The organism is Micromonospora cathayae, from assembly GCF_028993575.1.
Lineage (GTDB): Bacteria > Actinomycetota > Actinomycetes > Mycobacteriales > Micromonosporaceae > Micromonospora > Micromonospora cathayae.
On sequence record NZ_CP118615.1, the window covers coordinates 4,823,955 to 4,841,215 of the forward strand.

Below are 17,261 nucleotides of genomic sequence, written 5' to 3' on the forward strand. Positions count from 1 at the left end.
ACCGGCCACCGGCGGTACGGACCGGCCGTGTCGCGCCCCGCGCGGACCGGCCGTCAGCGGGTCAGCGGTGGAAGCGCAGGTAGTCGAAGCGGGCGGTGACCGCCGGCTCCGCGCCGCCGTGCGCGACCAGCCCGATGCGGGGCGTGGTGTCGGCCGGGAAGGTCCACACTCCGCCCCAGGTCCAGGTGCGACCGTCCCGGCTGGAGCCGGCCCGGAACTCGTGCTCACCGGTGGCCGGGTCGACCCGGTGCGCCAGCCGCAGCCAGGTGGTGGTGGCCGGGGTGCCGACGATGTTCCCGCCGTACACCGGCTGACCGGCGAACGGCAGCTCGTAGCCGTACTCGACCTGCCGGGTATTCCAGATCGCCACCTGGCTCAGCCGGGCGAACCGGTCGTCGTCCACGTACGCCACCAGACCGGCCTGCTGGTAGTTACGGACGGTCTCCTCGCCCAGGTCCAGGGTCACCTTCGTCTCGACCACGTAGTTGCCGGTCGGGGCGTCGCGCAGCAGCACCCCGGCGGTGTTGCCGGTGCCGGTCAGGTCGGCCGACTGCACCGGCCAGTGCAGCGCCCCGTCGCGTACGGTGGCCGCCGGGTCGGCGCGGACCCACTCCCAGCCGGCGTCGAGGCCATCGCTGAACTCGTCGGAGTACCGCTTCAGCAGTCCACCGGCCCGGGGCTCGGGAACGGTCTGCCGGACCGGCCGGTGCAGCCGGGCCACGCTGACGTTGTCGAACCCGGCGGTCCCGCCGGTGGCGGCCAGCCCGAGCGGGCCGGTGACCGGCCGGTCCAGCCGCAGGCTCACCTCGGCGAGCTGGTCGCCCAGCCGGGCCGGGCTCAGGTCGGCGGTCAGCCGGTCACCGCGTACCTCGACGGCGAGGTGGTGCCGGTGGGTGGGGTCGAAGCCGGCCGGCAGCGGCGCGACCGCCGTCCGGCCGCCGGCGGTCCGGGCCACCAGCCGCCCGGCGGTCACGTCGACGCGTACGTCGGCCCGGTCGCCGAGGGTGAGACCGGCGGTGTCGGCGTCGGCCGGGCGCAGGTCGGTCTCGACGCGCACGTCCCCGCCGAGGACCGGGCGGCTGGTCAGCGTGCCGCTGCCGGTCGCCGCGCCGCCGGTGACCCGCCAGTCGCCGGTACGCCGCCAGTCGGCCGGCAGGGCCCGGTCGAAGCGCTCGTCCAGCTTTCCGGTGGTGACCGGGGCGGGACGGTCGCCGTCGGACGGGCCGGCCCCGGCGTTCACCACCGGCCAGCCGCCGACCCAGTCGAGCCGGTCGATCAGCATGGGTCGCTCGTTGATGCCGAACGGCTCGTCCAGGTACGGGTCGGCGCGGTCGATGCCGTGGTAGACGATCCAGTCCTGCCCGGACAGGTCGGTGAGGAAGCCGTTGTGCCCGACGCCGATCCAGCGGTTGCCGTTCTGGGTGAGCACCGGTGTGCCGCCGGCCCGGGACGCGGTCAGCGAGATCCCGTCGGCGTCGACGAACGGCCCGCGTGGGCTGCGGGACCGGCCGACGTGCACGGAGTAGCCGGTGGCCGGCCCGGCGCAGCAGTTCGCGGTGGAGGCGAAGAGGTAGTACCAGCCGTCGTGGCGCAGCACGTAGCTGCCCTCGAACTTGTTGTCGATCGCCACCGGGGTCGGTTCGCCGACCGCGCGCAGCCCGTCGGCGGTGAGCTCGGTGACCGAGACGCCGCCGTAGTAGCTGCCGTAGTAGAGGTAGTGGCGTCCGTCCACGTCGGTGAACTGGCTGGGGTCGATGGTCCACAGCCAGCCGCCACCGCCGCCGGGGCGGGGCGCGACGACCGGCTCGTCGACGAACGTCCACGGGCCGGTGGGGGAGGGGGCGGTGGCCGCGCCGACGGCGAAGTCACCGCCGTCGGGGGAGACGGTGGTGTCGGTGACCGTCACGTACATCACCCAGCGGCCGTCGACCCAGCGCACGTCGGGGGCCCAGAAGCCGGCCCCCTCGGCGGCGTACGCCGGGCGCTGGCCGGGGGTGAACGCGTCCCCGACGTACGTCCAGTCGACCAGGTCGGCGGAGCGGGCCATCGGGATGCCGTGGAACGTCTTCTCGCCCTCGCGGAGCGGGTCGGTGGTGCCGTAGGCGTACCAGAGGCCGTCGGGGCCGCGGACGATCACCGGGTCGGCGAAGGTGTCCGCGAAGGACGCGGAGAGCGGGTTGGCGTAGCGGGCCGGCTGGCCGCCGGACGCGGTCGGCGTGTCGGCGGGGCGGAGCGGACGGTCGTCCGGCGCGGCGAGGGCCGGCGCGGACGCGGTGGTGGCGAGAAGAAGCCCGAGTACGGCGCTGCACGCGCCGCCGCGGCGGAGGTGTCCCATCGGACCTGCCTTGGGGGTCTTGGCGATGTGTCGAGGGTGGTCGCTGCGGTGCGGTGCCTTTCTACAACGTTGGATACAACGTTGTAAAGCCTCCGGCCGCGTGCCCCCGCAGGTCCGACGCATCGGCTCGGGAGGTGCCGAACCGCCGACCGGGCTGGGCCGTGGTCCACCTTCCGCCCGCTTTACCGGCAAATCGGAGCGATCCTCGCACAAACCACCGAAATGGCCGTTACCGTCGGAATCAGGCTCGGCCTGCCGGCCCATGGGTCGACAGCGCACCTGGATCAGCGCGACGTCCGTCCCGTCGTCGTACCGGGAGAGAGGACCGCCCATGCGAACGCCCAGTCGAGGTTCCGGCCCGCGCCTGGCCGCCGCCCCCGGCCCGGCCCGCGTCCCGGACGAACCGGTGCCGCCGGGGCGTAGAGACGAACCGGTGCCGCCGGGCCACCGGGCCGAACCGGTGCCGCCGGGGCGCAGACCGGCCGAAGCCCTCCCACCGGCCCGCCCGGTGCCGGCCCGACCCGACCTGGACGCCTACCGACCCGACCTGGACGCCTACCGACCCGACCTGGATGCGTACCGGGCCGCCGTGGCCGACCTGCTGGTGGAGGTGGGCGCGCTCGCCGACCGGCACTGCGTCCAGGCCCGCCAGGCGCTGCTCACCGACCGGCTCGGCGAGCCGGCGCTGGCCGACGTGCTCACGGCCACCCCGCACGGGCTGGTCAGCGCCCGGGAGACCCTGCTGCTGGAGGTGGCCCGGCACCGGCCCGACCCCCGCCGTCGCGGTGCCGACCTCACCGCGCTGGTGCGGTTCTTCCTGCTCACCCGGATCGACGTGGCATGGTGGGCGCGGAGCGCCGCCTACCGCACCGACGACCAGGTGCGGCACGACGCCGACCTGGTCGACCTCGACGCGCTGCGGCGTCGCGGGCTGCTGCGCTTCCGGTACCGGGCCCGGCCCGCCGGCCCGGCCGGTCGGTTCGCGCACGCCGTCCGGCGGCGGATCGACCCGCACCGGACGCCGCACCCCGCCGGGATGCCGCTGCCACGGGCCCGTCCCGAGGTGGTGGCGCTGCTCAACCAGGTCGCCGCCGAGTTCGCGCTCGCCGCCCCGGCCGGTACGCCCCCGCTGCGGGTCACCGGCCTGACCCGCAGCCTGGAGGCCCAGCACCGGCTGCGCCGGCTCGGGGACGCGGCGATCGGGCCCGGCGCGCACTGTCTGGGCTGGGCGGTGGACGTGGCGGTGCCCCGGTCCCGCCACGACGGTGCCGGGGCGGTGCTGACCACCGTGCTGCTCGGTCGGCAGCACGCCGGTGAGATCAACGTCGTCGCGCAGGGGCCGGGGTGGCACCTGTGCGTCGCCCCGGCTGCCGTACCCCGGCTGCGCCGGGCGTACGAGGCCGGTCGGGGTCACTGACCGGCGACGGTGGGCGGGGCACCCTGCGTCACGCAGCGTGCCCCGCCCGACGCTGTCTAGCGCAGGTACGGGCCGGTGGCGCCGACCTTGCCCGGGGCCGGGTTGCCCGGCAGGGCGAGGACGTAGACCCGCAGGTTCCCCTGGCCGCTGACGCTGGCGGTCAACGTGCCGTTGCCGACCGTCTTCACGTCACCGGTGACCACGTCGGTGTACGTGCCGTTCGGGATGCCGGTGAACGTCGCCCCGGCGGAGACGGTGACCAGCGCGAAACTGTCCACGCCGCCGGCGGTGTACCGGCGCTTGAAGGCCATGTTGCCGCTGACCCCCTCGGTGGAGTACTGCCCCTTCTGCAGGGCCGGCACCGCCCGGCGGATCTGGTTGAGCCGCTGCACGTGCTTGACCAGCGGCTTGTCCAGGGTGGCCGCGACCGGGCCGGTGGCCGAGCCGACCACCCCGAAGTCGGTGGCGGTGACGCTGCCCTCCAGGTGCGCGCCGTAGTAGGCGCGTCCGGTGGTGGCCAGCGGGCAGGTCGGCCCGCAGTCGATCTTCGCGCCCTTCTGGAACTCGATCTCCGAGCCGTAGTAGAGCGTCGGGATGCCGCGGAACGTCCACATCAGGCTCATGTTCTCGGCCCACGCGTCGGTGCCGCCGGTGTACCGGGTGTTCGACTTGTTCGGCCCGTAGTCGTGGCTGTCGACGTAGACCACGTTGTAGGTGGCGTCGTTGTAGCTGTCGTCGGAGTCCTTTCCGTTGTGGAAGGCGTTCGACGCGTCGCCGAAGTTCATGTGCATCCGCATGTCGATGACGTTCATGCCGGAGAACTTCGAATGGTCCGGGGCGTGGTAGGTGTTGCCGCGTAGGAAGGCGTTGTCGCTGGTCGGCTGGTTGCCGGTGCCGAGGAGCTGCTCGTAGTCGTACTGCTCGATCGCGGCGCGGACGTCGTCCGGGCTGTACTCCTTGCGTTCCTTCCAGGTGAAGAACTGCGCGGAGTGGTTCACCGAGCCCCGGTTCCACTTGTCGTTGACGAACGCGGCCACCTCGCCGAAGACGTAGAAGTCCCTACCCTTCTCGCCGTGTTTCGCCACCGCGTGCGCCTGCAACGCCGGCAGGAACCGGCGGTTCCAGGTGACCCGGGGAATGTGCACGGCGGTGTCGACCCGGAAGCCGTCCACGCCCATGTCGATGAACCGGTTGTACGCGTCGATCAGGTACTTCTGCACCGTCGGGTTCTCGGTGTTGAAGTCGGCCAGGTCCTCGTGCAGCCAGCAGCTCCGCGAGTCCTCACCCTCCCAGTTGCCGATCCAGCACTGGTGGTACAGGTCGGCCGGGAAGAGTTTGTTCGTCGGGGACGGCCACTGGCAGTCGTAGAGGGTGAAGCCCTCCGGGCTCCGCCCGTTGGGGGTGCCCCAGCGCGGGCACTGGTTGCCGGCCGGCGCGGCGGTCGACCAGACGTCGCCGTTGTACGGGCGGCCCTTGGCGAGCGCGTTCTGCGCCGGGGTCAGCTCCGGGTCGTTCCCGGCGTGCTCGACCATCGGGTCGTACGACCGGCCCGGCTCCTGCCGGCTGTACATCCACTTCCACTGCTCGTCCCGTACGCCGTAGACGGTGGGGGTGAACAGGCCCTTCGCGCCCCACCGGGAGCTGTGGTTGTAGACCACGTCCTGGAAGATCTTGATGCCCTTGGCGTGCGCGGCGTTGATCAGCTCCTGGTAGTCGGCCCCGGGGCTCTCCAGTCGCGGGTCGACCCGGAAGAAGTCCCAGCCGTGGTAGCCGTGGAAGTCGTAGTCGGAGCGGTTCAGCACCACCGGGGTGATCCAGATGGCGGAGAAGCCCAGCCCCTTGATGTAGTCCAGCTTGTCGACGAGTCCCTGGAAGTCGCCCCGGAACATCGGGTCGTCGTTGGCCGCGTTGCCGGACTTGACGTGCTGGCTGCCGCCCCGGTTGTTGCTGCTGTCGCCGTCGGCGAACCGGGCGGTCATCACGAAGTAGATGGTGTCCTCGCGCGGATCGCCGCCGAGCGGGCTGCCGCCGGGCGGGGCCGGGGGAGCGGTGCCGGTGGTGGCCGCCGCCGGGGCGCTCGCCGCCGAGGTGTTGCCGGCCGCGTCGTACGCCCGGACGGTGTACTCGTACCGGGTGGTCGGGCTGAGGTTGCCGTCGACCAGGCCGGTGCCGGTGGTGGTCAGTGTGACGGTGCCCTGGCTGCCCCCGGTCCGGGTGACCCGGTAGCCGGTCACGCCCCGGTCGTCGGTGGACGCGCCCCAGGCCAGGGTGACCCGTACCCCGTCGGCGGTGGCGGTCAGGCCGGTCGGGACGCTCGGCGCGGTGGTGTCCGGGGTCGGCGCGGCGCACGGGGCGGTGGCGTTCGGGGTGACCACGCCGGCCCGTACGGTGCTGATCCCGGCGCCGATGCCGTAGTCCGCGCCGTTGTTGTTGTCCCACTGTCCGGAGCCGTTGTTGAACGCCGCCCGCAGCCCGGTGGCGGTGCCCAGGTCGACGGTCCTGCGGGCCCAGCCGGCGCAGACGGTCTCCATCGGCACGCCGGGCACGGCGGTCCAGCTTCCGCCGGTGGGCTGGTAGTGCAGGTTGGCGGTGGTCCAGCCCCGGGTGCCGGTGTGGTACCAGACCTCGGCCGACCGGGCGGCCGGTGGCTCGGTCGCGACGCACGGGTCGCCGGTGCCGATCACGCCACCGGAGACGGTCACCACGCCGGTGCCGAGCCGGTAGTTGGCCCCGTTGTTGTTGTCCCAGGTGCCGGTGGTGTTGGTGAAGACGACCTGCGCGCCGGTGGCCGCGCCGAGGTCGATGGTCCGTTTGCGCCAGCCGGTGCAGGCGGTGTCCATCGGTACGCCGGGCACGGTGGTCCACGCGCCGCCGGTCGGGGCGTAGTGGATGTTGACGGTGCTGCCCCAGGCGGTCGGGGGCCGGTAGTAGACGGTGACGCTCTGGGCTGCCGACGCGGCGGTCGGCGGAGCCAGGCCGGCGACCAGGCCGGCCGCGACGGCCAGGGCGGTCCACCGTCGTCGGGGGTGGTGGGTCCTGCTGCTCATCGACTCTCCTCGGGGGAGGCTCCCGCCCGGCGGGGGACGCGCGGGATGAACGTTCTTGCGGAGGCTGACGCCATGCGCCTGCTTCTTGCTGCAAGAACTTGAAAGGTTGCAGGGAAGTTACCAGTATCGACGTTTGGACACCAGATGTTCGACCGGCGGACCGGCGGTTACGTCCGGGGACGTCCGGTGTGTCCCCGCCGCCGTCGGGTAAGTCCTCTCGGCGTCCGGGTAGGGCTGCTCGCGGTGGTCGGCGACGACGAGGTGGGCCGACGGCTGGTCGCCTGCGCCCGTGCCGACGGCATCGACGTCGACCCGGTGATCCACCGGGCCGGCGCGACGACCGGCCTGATCGTGGACGTGGTCGACGCCGCGGCCCACTGGCGGTACCTGGAGGACCTACCGGAGGCGACCCTGCTCACCGGTGAGCGGCCCGCCGACCCCGCCGCCGGGCTGCTGCGCGACGAACCGTACGAGCGGGTGGCCCGGCAGGCGGTGGCGGCGGCCGGCGCGACCGTGGGCCGGCCCGGCGGACGACCGGAACTCACCGCGACGGCGGTCGCCGAGCAGCTCGACCGCATCCCGTCCCGCTGACCCGCCACGACGACCGGCGGCCTGCCGAGACCATCGACGCTGATGGCTTCGGCAGGCCGCCGGAGTTCGGGGCGGGATCAGCCCGCCGGAGGGTACGGGTCGTCCCGGTAGGTGTACTCGGTCTCGATCCGGCCGTCGGCGGTGTGCACGACGAGCTGGCTCGGCTCGTTGCCGTGCGCCACCTTGCGTCCGGCGTCGACCGCGTTCTGCTTGGTGTCGTACGTGCCGATCTGGTTGCCGCCCTGCTCGACCTTCCAGCCCTCACCGCTGGGCACCACGTGGTACTCGTTGCGCGTCATCGTCACCCACCTTCCCTTCGGTCGTCGTGGTACCCCGACCCGGGCGGGTGGAAACGGTCGCCATCGGCCACCATGGACAACCCGCCGCCGCTGACCTAGCGTCTTGCAGCTATGCGGAAACCTGCGCTCGTCCTCGGCCTGGCCGTGCTGCTCACGCTGACCGGCTGCGCGACCTCGACGCCGGCCGGCGGGGACCCGGCCCCGGACCCGACGGCCACCCCGCTGTCCTCGCGGCAGAGCCCCGCCGAGGCCGAGCGCACCCTGGCGAGCCTGCGTCGCGTCGACGACCTGCCGCTGTACGAGATGACCTACGTCGGCGCGTACGACGCGCAGGCCGGCCTGGACCGGCCCACCCCCAGCCCGGTCGGCTGCTCGCTGTTCGCCGCCCTCGGCGACCCGGACCGGCCGCTGTTCGCCCGCAACTTCGACTGGGAACCCAACCCGGCGATGGTGCTGCGCACCGACCCGCCCGACGGGTACGCCTCGATCTCCCTGGTCGACATCTCGTACCTGGGTGTGGGTCCGGACCCGGCCGGCGACCCCCGGCTGCTGGACGCGCCGCTGCTGCCCTTCGACGGCATGAACGAGCGGGGCCTGGCGGTGGGCCTGGCCGCCGACGACAACGCCCGCGCCGAACCGGTGCCCGGCCGGCCCCGGGTGGGCAGCGTCCGCATCCTGCGCCTGGTGCTCGACCAGGCGGCCACCGTCGCCGAGGCGGTCCGGGTGTTCGAGCGCTACAACCTCGACTTCGAGGGCGGCCCGCCGCTGCACTACCTGCTCGCCGACGCGACCGGCGCGTCCGCGGTGGTGGAGTTCGTCGACGGCCGGATGCGGGTGCAGTCCGGCCGGGAGAGCTGGCGGGCGCTGACCAACGTGCCGGTGATCGACGTGCCGGAGCAGCGTCGCCGCGACGACCACCGGTACGGCGTGCTGGCCGAGGCGCTGACGAAGGCCGGCGGGACGGTGGACGCGCCGGCCGCCCTGGAACTGCTCGACCGGGTCCGCCAGGGCCACACCCGCTGGTCGGTGACGTACGGGCTGCGCAGCGGCGAGGTCCGGGTGGTCACCGCCGGCGGCGGGCGGCGGGAGTACCGGCTGCCGGTGGCCTGACCTGCTCCGGCCCGGCCTCCCGCGTACCGGGACCTGGCCCGGCCCCCGCGTACGCTGTGGCCCGGCCCCCGAACACGGGGGCCGGGCCGATGACGCCGGCGGCTACCGGCTGCGGTAGCTGGGCTGGGTCTGCGGGTTGAGTTCCTGGTACCGGGTCAGGTTCGCCGACCAGGTGCGCGGGTCCTTCAGCTCCAGCACGTCCAGCCCCTTGATGGTGTCGCTGGAGTAGATGTAGCCGTTGTACCAGTACGCCGACCAGGTGCCACCGAAGGTGAGCTGGTCGGTCGCCAGCGGCCCCCGCTCCCAGTAGGCGATCTCCTTCGGTTTCGCCGAGTCGGTGAAGTCCCAGACCGACACGCCGCCCTGGTACCAGGACTGGACCATCACGTCGCGGCCCTTCACCGGGATCAGCGAGCCGTTGTGCGCCACGCAGTTCTCGGTGTCGGCGTTGGCCCGGGGGATCTTGTAGTAGCTGCGGAAGGCCAACAAGCGGGCGTCCCCGGCCCCGGTGACGTCGTAGATGGCGTTCGCGCCCCGGTTCGGCCCGACGGTCGCGTTGCAGGTCGCCGCGCCACCCCCGCCCAGCTCGTCGACGAAGACGACCTTGGTGCCGGCGTTGTTGAACGTGGCCGAGTGCCAGAACGAGAAGTTCTCCGTGTCCCGGACCCGGTTGATCACCCGGGGGGCCTCCCGGTCGGCGATGTCCAGCAGGATCCCGTCACCCATGCAGGCGCCGGCCGCCAGGTCCTTCGTCGGGTACACGGTGATGTCGTGGCAGCCGCTGGTGGCCGAGCCGCCCGGACGACCCGGGTAGCCGCCGTCGGGGAACAGGTTGGGCGTGGCGATCACGGCCGCGTCGGTGGGGGTCCGCAACGGCACCTTGACGATGGAGATGGAGTCGTGCGGCGGGGGACAGCCGAGGTACGTGCTGGACGGGCCGTACGAGGAGATGTAGAGGTAGACGGTGCCGCGCTTCTTGGCCGGCACCAGGGTGTGGGTGTGCGAGCCGCAGGCGGTCTGGACCGCCTTGATGTAGCGCGGGTTGGCCTTGTCGCTGATGTCGAAGATCTTGATGCCCTCCCACGCGGTCGCCTGCGGGTCGACCCGGGTGCTCGTGCACGAGTCGTCGCTGCGGGGCGTGTCGGTGGAGAGGAACAGCAGGTCACCGTGGACGGAGATGTCGTTCTGTGACCCGGTGCAGAACACCTGCGACACCAGCTTCGGCCGTTCCGGTTTCGCGATGTCGTAGATCTGGAAACCGTCGTAGTTGCCGACGAAGGCGTACCTGCCCTGGAAGGCCAGGTCGCTGTTGATACCGACGTCCAGGGGCGCGGACCGGGGCAGGTGCGCGACCTGCCGGAGGTTGGGGCTGCTGACGATCTCGTCGATGCCCGGGATGCCCTGGTCCACGGTGGCCGCCGGCCCGCTGGCCGTGACCTGCGCGATACCGGGCGTCGCCGGTGCGAGGGTGGCCAGGAGGAGGCCGGCGGCGGCCAGGCCCAGGTATCGGAGTTGGCGGGCGGCGGGAAGTCTGCTCATCGGCGACGTCCTTCGCGTGGTGAGGCTGGTACCGGAAGAGGCGCTCCATGACGATAGCAGTCGATGTGATCGGAGTCGGGGCAGTTAATCTCCTGGATACGATCTGCCGGACCGCGAGAGAGGAGGGGCCACCGATGACCATCCTGCGTGGACGCATCCTGGCCGTGGCCACGGTGCTGCTTCTGGTGGTGGTGGTCGTCGTGGTGCTCAGGACGCCCCGGGAGCGTCCCGCCCCGTCGGTCGCCCCGACCCCCGCCGCCGCCACCTCGGACGGGCCTGCGGTGATCGTGCCGGGGCGTCCCGGCGAACCGGCGGTGACCCGCCCCGCCGACCAGGTGCGCCCGGACCCCTCGCCCCGGTACAACAGCCCGGACGTCTGGTTCGTACGGATGATGATCCCGCACCACCAGCAGGCGCTGGAGATGGCGGCCCTCGCCCCGGACCGGGCCGGTGACCGGGCCGTCCGGGCCCTCGCCGACCGGATCCGGGCCAGCCAGGCCCCGGAGGTCGGGGTGCTGCGCGCCTGGCTCGACACCCGGGGGCTCCCGTTGGAGGCGGCCGGCCACGACCACGCCACCATGCCGGGCATGCAGTCCCCGGCGGCGCTACAGCGGCTCGCCGCCGCCCGGGGAGCCGACTTCGACCGGCTTTTCGTGACGATGATGACCGCGCACCACGAGGGCGCGGTCAGGATGGCCACGGACCTGCTCAGGGCCGGTGCCGATCCCACCCTGTCGGACTTCGCGAACGCGGTCGCGGTCGAGCAGAACGTCGAGATCGACCGGATGCGCGCCCTGGTCGACGGGTGACCCCCGCGCCGTCCCCGCCGGGTCGGTCAGCCGCCGGCGGTGCCGGTGTCGGTACCACCGCCCCCGCCGGCCGGCGCGGTCGTGGTGCCCGGCTCGGTCGGGGCGGCGGTGGTCGGTTCCACCGGCGGGGTGGTGGTCGGCGCGGTCGGCGGGGTGGTGGTCGGCGCGCCGGTCGGGTCGTCGGTCGGCACGGGGTCCGCCGTGGGGCTCGGACCGGGGCTCGGCGTCGCGGTGACGTCGGTCGAGGGCCGCCCGGTGGGCTGACCGCCCCGGTTGGGTCGGGTCGGACCCGCCGCCGACTCCTCGACCGTGGCCGACTCCTCGGGCGCCTGGCTGGGCACCGCCGCCGACGTGGACGGCGTCAGGTCGGGAGCCCGCGCGGCGTCGTCGTTGGTGAAGCCGAGCGCGGCGACCAGGCCGGTCAGGGCCACCAGTACCGCCGCGACCGCGCCGACCAGCGTTCCCCGCCGGCGGTTGGCGGCACCGCCGCCCGGGGCGGCCGGCACGGCGGGCAGATCGGTGCGGGTGTCCGGTCCGGAGGACCGCAGCGCACCCGGGACCACCACGGTGGGCGTGCCGCCGGCCGTGGTGGTGACGCCCGAGTCGGTCGCCTCGCGGGCCGCCTCGGCCATCGCCGCACCGGTCGGGTACCGGTCGGCGGGGTCCTTGACCAGTGCCCGGGAGACCAGCTCACGGACCGGTTGGGGGATCTCGGCGGGCAGCGGCGGCGGCTCGTCGTCCAGGTGCCGGACCGCCACCTGGAGCGGGTTGTCGCCGGTGAACGGGGGGCCACCGGTGAGGCAGCAGTAGGCCACCGCGCCGAGGGCGTAGATGTCGGTCGCTGCCGAGACCGGCTTGCCGGACGCCTGCTCGGGTGCCATGTAGAGGGCGGTACCCGGCACCGCGTTGGTGCTGGTGATGCTGGTCACATTGGTGGACCGGGCGACCCCGAAGTCGACCAGGACGACCGCGCCGCTCTCCTGCACCATCAGGTTGCTCGGCTTCACGTCGCGGTGCACGATCCCGCCGCTGTGCGCCGCATGCAGCGCCTCGGCGGCCTGGGCCACCACCGACATCGTCCGGGCCACGTCGAGCCGGCCCTCGGCCTCGATCAGTTTGGACAGCGGCTGGCCCTGGACGAACTCCATCACCAGGTAGTCGGCCTTGCCGCCGTCGGGCAGCTCGTCCTCGCCGCAGTCGTAGACCTGCACGATGCCGGGATGCCGCAACGCGGCCATCATCCGGGCCTCGGCCCGGAACCGGGCGATGAAGTCGGGGTCGGACACCAGCGCGGGCAGCAGGATCTTCACTGCCACCTGGCGGCCCAGCACCACGTCAGACGCGCGCCAGACCTCGCCCATGCCGCCGGTGGCGACACGTTCGTCCAAGCGGTACCGACCGCTGAGTACGACTCCCGAAGACAACACAGCAATACCGTACCCACCGGGGCGTAAGGCTATCCGGGCGCGATCCCCCGCCGCCGTGGGCGCCTCGCAGTGGTGCCGGCACGATGCGTGACCCTCGACCGGTGGTGGCGACGGGCAATGGACCGGGGTTGGGCCGGCGCTGCCGGAGCCGGTTCCGGGCCGTCGGTCGTACGCTGGGGGAATGCCACCGTCGACGGCGGTGGCCGTGACGGCCCCGCGAATCGAGAGCGTCCGTCGGCCCGGCGGCGTTACGGCGACTCGCCGCAGCGCCAGGTTGATTTAAGTCACTTGTTTCTTCAGTGTTGCCGCCTTGTCGCTACGTAGCTTCACTCCTACCGTTACCCCGACTCGGGCTGGCCCCGACAAAAGGGGTGGTAACCCGCCAAACCGGGCGGTCCCGTCCCGGTGCGTCGTCCGGCCGCTCCGGCACGGACACGATCGAGCTCAGCGGGGGGCTGATGGCGCGGGTGGAGGTCCGGTCGGGTGGCGACGTCCCCGACCCCGACGGATCGGACCGGGGCGGGCGCGTGGCAGGATCGACGACCCGATGACCGGAGAACTGAACGCGGCGGTGAGCGCCGCGCAGGACGGAGACGAGGATGCCTTCCGCTTCCTCTACCGCACCCTGCAACCAGGTCTGCTGCGCTACCTCACCGCGCTGGTGGGCGCGGACGCCGAGGACGTCGCCTCGGAGACCTGGTTGCAGGTCTCCCGGGACCTGCCCGGCTTCACCGGCGGGGAGTTCCGGGCCTGGACGGTCACCATCGCCCGTAACCGGGCCATGGACCACCTGCGTCGCCAGCGTCGCCGCCCCACCGTGCCGGTGCCCGTGCAGTCCCTGAGCGAGCTGCCCGGCGACAGCGACACCGCCGAACGGGCCAGCGAGACCCTGGGCACCGAGGCGGCGATCGCGCTGATCGCCACACTTCCACCCCGGGAGGCGGAAGCGGTCCTGCTGCGGGCCGTGATCGGGCTGGACGCGGAGACCGCCGCCCGGGTGCTCGGCAAGCGCTCCGGCGCGGTCCGCACCGCCGCGCACCGGGGGCTGCGCCGGCTCGCCGCGCTCCTCGACCAGAGCGCGGACGCCCGGCCCGCGGCCACCGACACCGCCGCCACCGGCACCGGGCCCACCCCGCCCCGGCCCCGGACCGGCCGCGGTCGCCCCGCCCCGGCCCCGCCCCACGCCGAACCGGCGGACGGTTGACGTGAGGGAGTTCTGGATGCGCTTCCGTCGATCCCGCCGCCCGGACGAGCAGGCCACCGAACGGCTCCTCGCGGCGGCGGCCGCGCCGCACGCCGACGAGTCGCCCGACCCGGTCGTCCGCCTCCTCGCCGCCGCCTCGGCTCCGGCCGGCCCCGGTGACCTCGCCGGCGAGGAGGCGGCCCTCGCCGCCTTCCGGGCGGCCCGGACCGAGCGGCCGGCCCCCACCGCCGGTCGGCCCCGCCGCCGACGCACCGTCGGCACCCTGGCCTGGGTGGCCGGTGTCGCGGTGACCGCGACCGCCGGGGTCGCCGTCGCCACCGTCGGACTGGACCGGCCCGACCCCGCCTCCACCCCGCCACCGGCCACCGGCACCCCGGGCACCCCGCCGACCGGACAGTCCACCGACCCGTCCGGTCCCTCGCCGTCGGCCGGAACCGCCGCCCCCACCCCGACGCCGACCTCCGGAACCGCCGGGCCGGGCCGTGACGCCGGCCGGGCCACCAGCGCCGTACCGGCGTCCCTGCCCGGCCTCTGCAACGCCTACCTGGCGCAACCCGACCGGGCGGAACGCGGCCGTTCCCTGCGGAGCCCGGCGTTCCGCGCCCTGGTCGACGCGGCCGGTGGCCCGGCACAGGTCGAGGAGTACTGCCGGGACCTCGCGTCCGAGCGGACCCCGCCGGCGGCCCCACCATCGGCCGGGCCACCCACCCGCCCGTCGACCGTGCCGTCCGCCCACCCCTCGGCACCGGGCCGGCCCACCGGGCCGCCAGGTTCCACCCACGGGCCCGCCGGTCGCCCGTAACCTGCGCGCCCACCGATGTTGCCTCGCGCCGGCCGGGCCGCTCTGCTAGGAAGGAGACGAAGGGGCACACCGGAGCCCGACCCGGCTCCGGTGTCCGCCGGAGCGCGCAGGAGGAGGCCACCTGTGGTGACGTCGCCGGAACTGGACCGGGGGGCGATCCTCGGGGAGGCGGAGGCCGCCGCCGGGCACATCGCCCGGATCTGCTTCAAGACCGGCCCACCCCGGTTCACCGGTGTCGAGCTGGAATGGACCGTGCACGACGCCGCCGATCCGGCCCGTCCCGTCGACCGGGACCGGCTGCGCGCGGCACTGGGGCGCCACGCCCCCACCACCCTGGACCACACCAGCCCGGCCGAGCGGCTCCCGCACGGCGGTACCGTGACGGTGGAGCCCGGCGGGCAGATCGAACTCTCCACCGCGCCGCGACGCTCGTTCGTCGCGCTGCACACCGACACGGACGCCGACATCGGCGAGTTGACCCGGCTGCTCGCCCCCGCCGGGCTCGTCCTGGGCGGCAGCGGCATCGATCCGTACCGGCCGCCCGGCCCGGTCGTCGACACCCCGCGGTACCGGGCCATGCGGCACTCCTTCGACCGGGGCGGGCCGGCCGGGCGCACCATGATGTACAGCACCGCCGGCCTCCAGATCTGCCTGGACGCCGGTTACCCGGACGACCTGCCGGCCCGGTGGGCGGCGGCGCACGCGGTGGGCCCGCCGCTGCTGGCCGCCTTCGCCACCGCCGGTCGGCACGCCGGCCGGCCCACCGGCTGGGCGTCGGCCCGGATGGCCGCCTGGCTCGCCATCGATCCGACCCGCACCAGGCCGGCCTGGTCACCGACCGAACCGCCGGCCGACCCGGTGTCGGCCTGGACCGGGTACGCGCTGGCCGCGCCGCTGCTCTGCGTCCGCGCCGACGGGCCCGACTGGACGGTGCCGCCGGGGATCACCTTCGCCGACTGGATCGACGGCGCGCTGCCCCGGCCACCGACCACCGACGACCTCGACTACCACCTGAGCACCCTGTTCCCGCCGGTACGACCGCGCGGCTACCTGGAGATCCGCTACCTGGACGCGCAGCCCGGACGGGACTGGGCGGTGCCGACGGCGGTGCTCACGGCGTTGTTCGCCGACCCGGCCACCACCCGGTCGGCGGCGGAGTGCGCGACCCCCGTCGCCGACCGCTGGTACCGGGCCGCCCGGTACGGGCTCGCCGACGTACCGCTGGCCCGGGTCGCCGCGCAGTTGCTCGACCTGGCGCTGGCCGCCCTGCCCCGGCTCGACCTGCCCGCCGGGGCGCACCAGGAAATCGTCCACGGCGTACGGCGGCGACGGGCCGCCGCGGAGAGGGGTGCACGGTGACAGCCACCGGATCGGACGCGGAGACGCTGCGCGGCCGGATCGCCGCCGAACTGGCCCGGACCCGGGCCCGGACCACCGCACTGACCGAGGCGGTCGACGACGCCGACCTGCTGCGGCAGCACTCGCCGCTGATGTCCCCGCTGGTCTGGGACCTCGCCCACGTCGGCAACCAGGAGGAACTCTGGCTGGTCCGGGACGTCGGCGGCCGGGAACCGGTCCGGCAGGACATCGACCACCTGTACGACGCGTTCCAGCAGCCCCGCCGGGACCGTCCGGCCCTGCCGCTGCTGCCGCCGGCCGAGGCCCGCGTCTACCTGGCGACCGTCCGGGACAAGGTGCACGACCTGCTGGACCGGGTGCGGTTCACCGACCGGCCGCTGGTCGCCGACGGGTTCGCCTTCGGCATGATCGTCCAGCACGAACAGCAGCACGACGAGACGATGCTCGCCACCCACCAGTTGCGTTCCGGGCCGCCGGCGCTCGGTGCGCCGCCGCCGCCCGAACCGGCCGTCCGGGTCGCCGACGAGGTGCTGGTCCCGGCCGGACCGTTCACCATGGGCACCTCCACCGACCCGTGGGCGCTGGACAACGAACGCCCCGCGCACCGCGTCGACCTGCCCGGCTACGCCATCGACGCCGCGCCGGTGACCAACGGCCGCTACCGGGAGTTCATCGCCGACGGCGGGTACGACGACCCGCGCTGGTGGACCGGCGAGGGCTGGGCGCACCGGCAGGCCGAGGGGCTGACCGCGCCGCTGCACTGGCGGCGCGACGGCGACGGCTGGGCGTACCGCCGGTTCGGCCGGTGGTCCCCGGTCCGGGACGACGAGCCGGTGGTGCACGTCTGCTTCCACGAGGCCCAGGCGTACGCCACCTGGGCCGGCCGGCGGCTGCCCACCGAGGCGGAGTGGGAGAAGGCGGCCCGCTGGGACCCGGTCACCGGCCGGTCCCGCCGCTACCCGTGGGGTGACGACGACCCCACCGCCGAGCACGCCAACCTGGGGCAGCGGCACCTGTGGCCGGCCCCGGTGGGCGCGTACCCGGCCGGCGCGTCCCCGCTCGGCGTGCACCAGCTGATCGGGGACGTCTGGGAGTGGACCTCGACCACCTTCCGGGGCTATCCGGGCTTCACCGCCTTCCCGTACCGGGAGTACTCCGAGGTCTTCTTCGGCGACGGCCACCGGGTGCTGCGCGGCGGCTCGTTCGGCACCGACCGGGCGGCCTGCCGGGGCACCTTCCGCAACTGGGACTACCCGATCCGGCGGCAGATCTTCAGCGGCTTCCGCTGCGCCCGCGACCTGCGGCCGGACGAACGGTGAACC

At 74.0% G+C, this 17,261-nt stretch carries 13 protein-coding genes; 8 read left to right on the forward strand and 5 right to left on the reverse strand.

Translation table 11 applies throughout. The annotated features are described in order from the left end of the window. Positions 1-61: 61 nt before the first annotated feature. Entirely contained in the window at positions 62-2,335 is a 2,274-nt protein-coding gene (locus PVK37_RS21605; protein ID WP_275029443.1) for a glycoside hydrolase family 43 protein, read from the reverse strand. A gap of 508 nt (positions 2,336-2,843) precedes the next feature. Between PVK37_RS21605 and PVK37_RS21610 the strand changes: the two genes are divergently transcribed. Further along, positions 2,844-3,752 carry a hypothetical protein gene (locus PVK37_RS21610; RefSeq protein WP_275029445.1) on the forward strand — a complete coding sequence of 303 codons (909 nt, stop codon included), beginning with the start codon at positions 2,844-2,846 and terminating at the stop codon, positions 3,750-3,752. A gap of 56 nt (positions 3,753-3,808) precedes the next feature. Here PVK37_RS21610 and PVK37_RS21615 read toward each other — a convergent pair whose 3' ends face one another. Further along, entirely contained in the window at positions 3,809-6,799 is a 2,991-nt protein-coding gene (locus PVK37_RS21615) for a carbohydrate binding domain-containing protein (RefSeq protein WP_275029446.1), read from the reverse strand. Positions 6,800-7,042: 243 nt separating this feature from the next. Here PVK37_RS21615 and PVK37_RS21620 point away from each other — a divergent pair, with 243 nt between their 5' ends. Next, on the forward strand, positions 7,043-7,390 hold the full coding sequence (locus PVK37_RS21620) for a hypothetical protein (protein WP_275029447.1): 348 nt from the start codon (positions 7,043-7,045) through the stop codon (positions 7,388-7,390). Between the two features lie 77 nt (positions 7,391-7,467). On the opposite strand, the gene PVK37_RS21625 is transcribed toward PVK37_RS21620, so the two are convergent. Then, positions 7,468-7,689, reverse strand: coding sequence for a DUF2188 domain-containing protein (locus PVK37_RS21625; RefSeq protein WP_275029448.1), 222 nt, complete (start codon positions 7,687-7,689; stop codon positions 7,468-7,470). A gap of 111 nt (positions 7,690-7,800) precedes the next feature. Between PVK37_RS21625 and PVK37_RS21630 the strand changes: the two genes are divergently transcribed. Next, on the forward strand, positions 7,801-8,799 hold the full coding sequence (locus PVK37_RS21630) for a linear amide C-N hydrolase (protein ID WP_275029449.1): 999 nt from the start codon (positions 7,801-7,803) through the stop codon (positions 8,797-8,799). A gap of 102 nt (positions 8,800-8,901) precedes the next feature. Here the strand turns inward: PVK37_RS21630 and PVK37_RS21635 are convergent, their stop codons facing one another. Further along, positions 8,902-10,338, reverse strand: a complete 1,437-nt coding sequence (locus PVK37_RS21635; protein ID WP_275029451.1) for an LVIVD repeat-containing protein — start codon at positions 10,336-10,338, stop codon at positions 8,902-8,904. Positions 10,339-10,472: 134 nt separating this feature from the next. On the opposite strand from PVK37_RS21635, the gene PVK37_RS21640 reads away from it, so the two are divergent. Further along, entirely contained in the window at positions 10,473-11,147 is a 675-nt protein-coding gene (locus tag PVK37_RS21640; RefSeq protein ID WP_275029452.1) for a DUF305 domain-containing protein, read from the forward strand. 26 nt (positions 11,148-11,173) lie between these two features. Here PVK37_RS21640 and PVK37_RS21645 read toward each other — a convergent pair whose 3' ends face one another. Beyond that, a complete protein-coding gene (locus PVK37_RS21645; protein ID WP_275029453.1) occupies positions 11,174-12,574 on the reverse strand; it encodes a serine/threonine-protein kinase in 1,401 nt (466 codons plus the stop codon). A 547-nt stretch (positions 12,575-13,121) separates the two neighbouring features. Between PVK37_RS21645 and PVK37_RS21650 the strand changes: the two genes are divergently transcribed. The 4 genes from PVK37_RS21650 to egtB all read left to right on the forward strand — a co-directional run bounded on the left by PVK37_RS21650 (position 13,122) and on the right by egtB (position 17,258). Beyond that, positions 13,122-13,778, forward strand: coding sequence for an RNA polymerase sigma factor (locus PVK37_RS21650; RefSeq protein WP_275029454.1), 657 nt, complete (start codon positions 13,122-13,124; stop codon positions 13,776-13,778). Between the two features lie 16 nt (positions 13,779-13,794). Then, positions 13,795-14,580 (forward strand): hypothetical protein, encoded by a 786-nt coding sequence (locus tag PVK37_RS21655; protein ID WP_275029455.1) that lies wholly within the window; start codon positions 13,795-13,797, stop codon positions 14,578-14,580. Positions 14,581-14,703: 123 nt separating this feature from the next. Then, entirely contained in the window at positions 14,704-15,939 is a 1,236-nt protein-coding gene (gene egtA, locus PVK37_RS21660; RefSeq protein ID WP_275029456.1) for an ergothioneine biosynthesis glutamate--cysteine ligase EgtA, read from the forward strand. Next, the gene (egtB, locus tag PVK37_RS21665) at positions 15,936-17,258 is read left to right on the forward strand and encodes an ergothioneine biosynthesis protein EgtB (RefSeq protein ID WP_275029457.1); all 1,323 of its coding nucleotides are present in this window, start codon (positions 15,936-15,938) and stop codon (positions 17,256-17,258) included. Before egtA ends, egtB begins: the two co-directional genes overlap by 4 nt. Positions 17,259-17,261: the final 3 nt, after the last annotated feature.

Bases quoted from the DNA above. Each gene is read 5' to 3' on its own strand.
- PVK37_RS21605 (WP_275029443.1), bottom strand. From the start codon at position 2,335: ATGGGACACCTCCGCCGCGGCGGCGCGTGCAGCGCCGTACTCGGGCTT.
- PVK37_RS21615 (WP_275029446.1), bottom strand. From the start codon at position 6,799: ATGAGCAGCAGGACCCACCACCCCCGACGACGGTGGACCGCCCTGGCC.
- PVK37_RS21625 (WP_275029448.1), bottom strand. From the start codon at position 7,689: ATGACGCGCAACGAGTACCACGTGGTGCCCAGCGGTGAGGGCTGGAAG.
- PVK37_RS21630 (WP_275029449.1), top strand. From the start codon at position 7,801: ATGCGGAAACCTGCGCTCGTCCTCGGCCTGGCCGTGCTGCTCACGCTG.
- PVK37_RS21635 (WP_275029451.1), bottom strand. From the start codon at position 10,338: ATGAGCAGACTTCCCGCCGCCCGCCAACTCCGATACCTGGGCCTGGCC.
- PVK37_RS21640 (WP_275029452.1), top strand. From the start codon at position 10,473: ATGACCATCCTGCGTGGACGCATCCTGGCCGTGGCCACGGTGCTGCTT.
- PVK37_RS21650 (WP_275029454.1), top strand. From the start codon at position 13,122: ATGACCGGAGAACTGAACGCGGCGGTGAGCGCCGCGCAGGACGGAGAC.
- PVK37_RS21655 (WP_275029455.1), top strand. From the start codon at position 13,795: ATGCGCTTCCGTCGATCCCGCCGCCCGGACGAGCAGGCCACCGAACGG.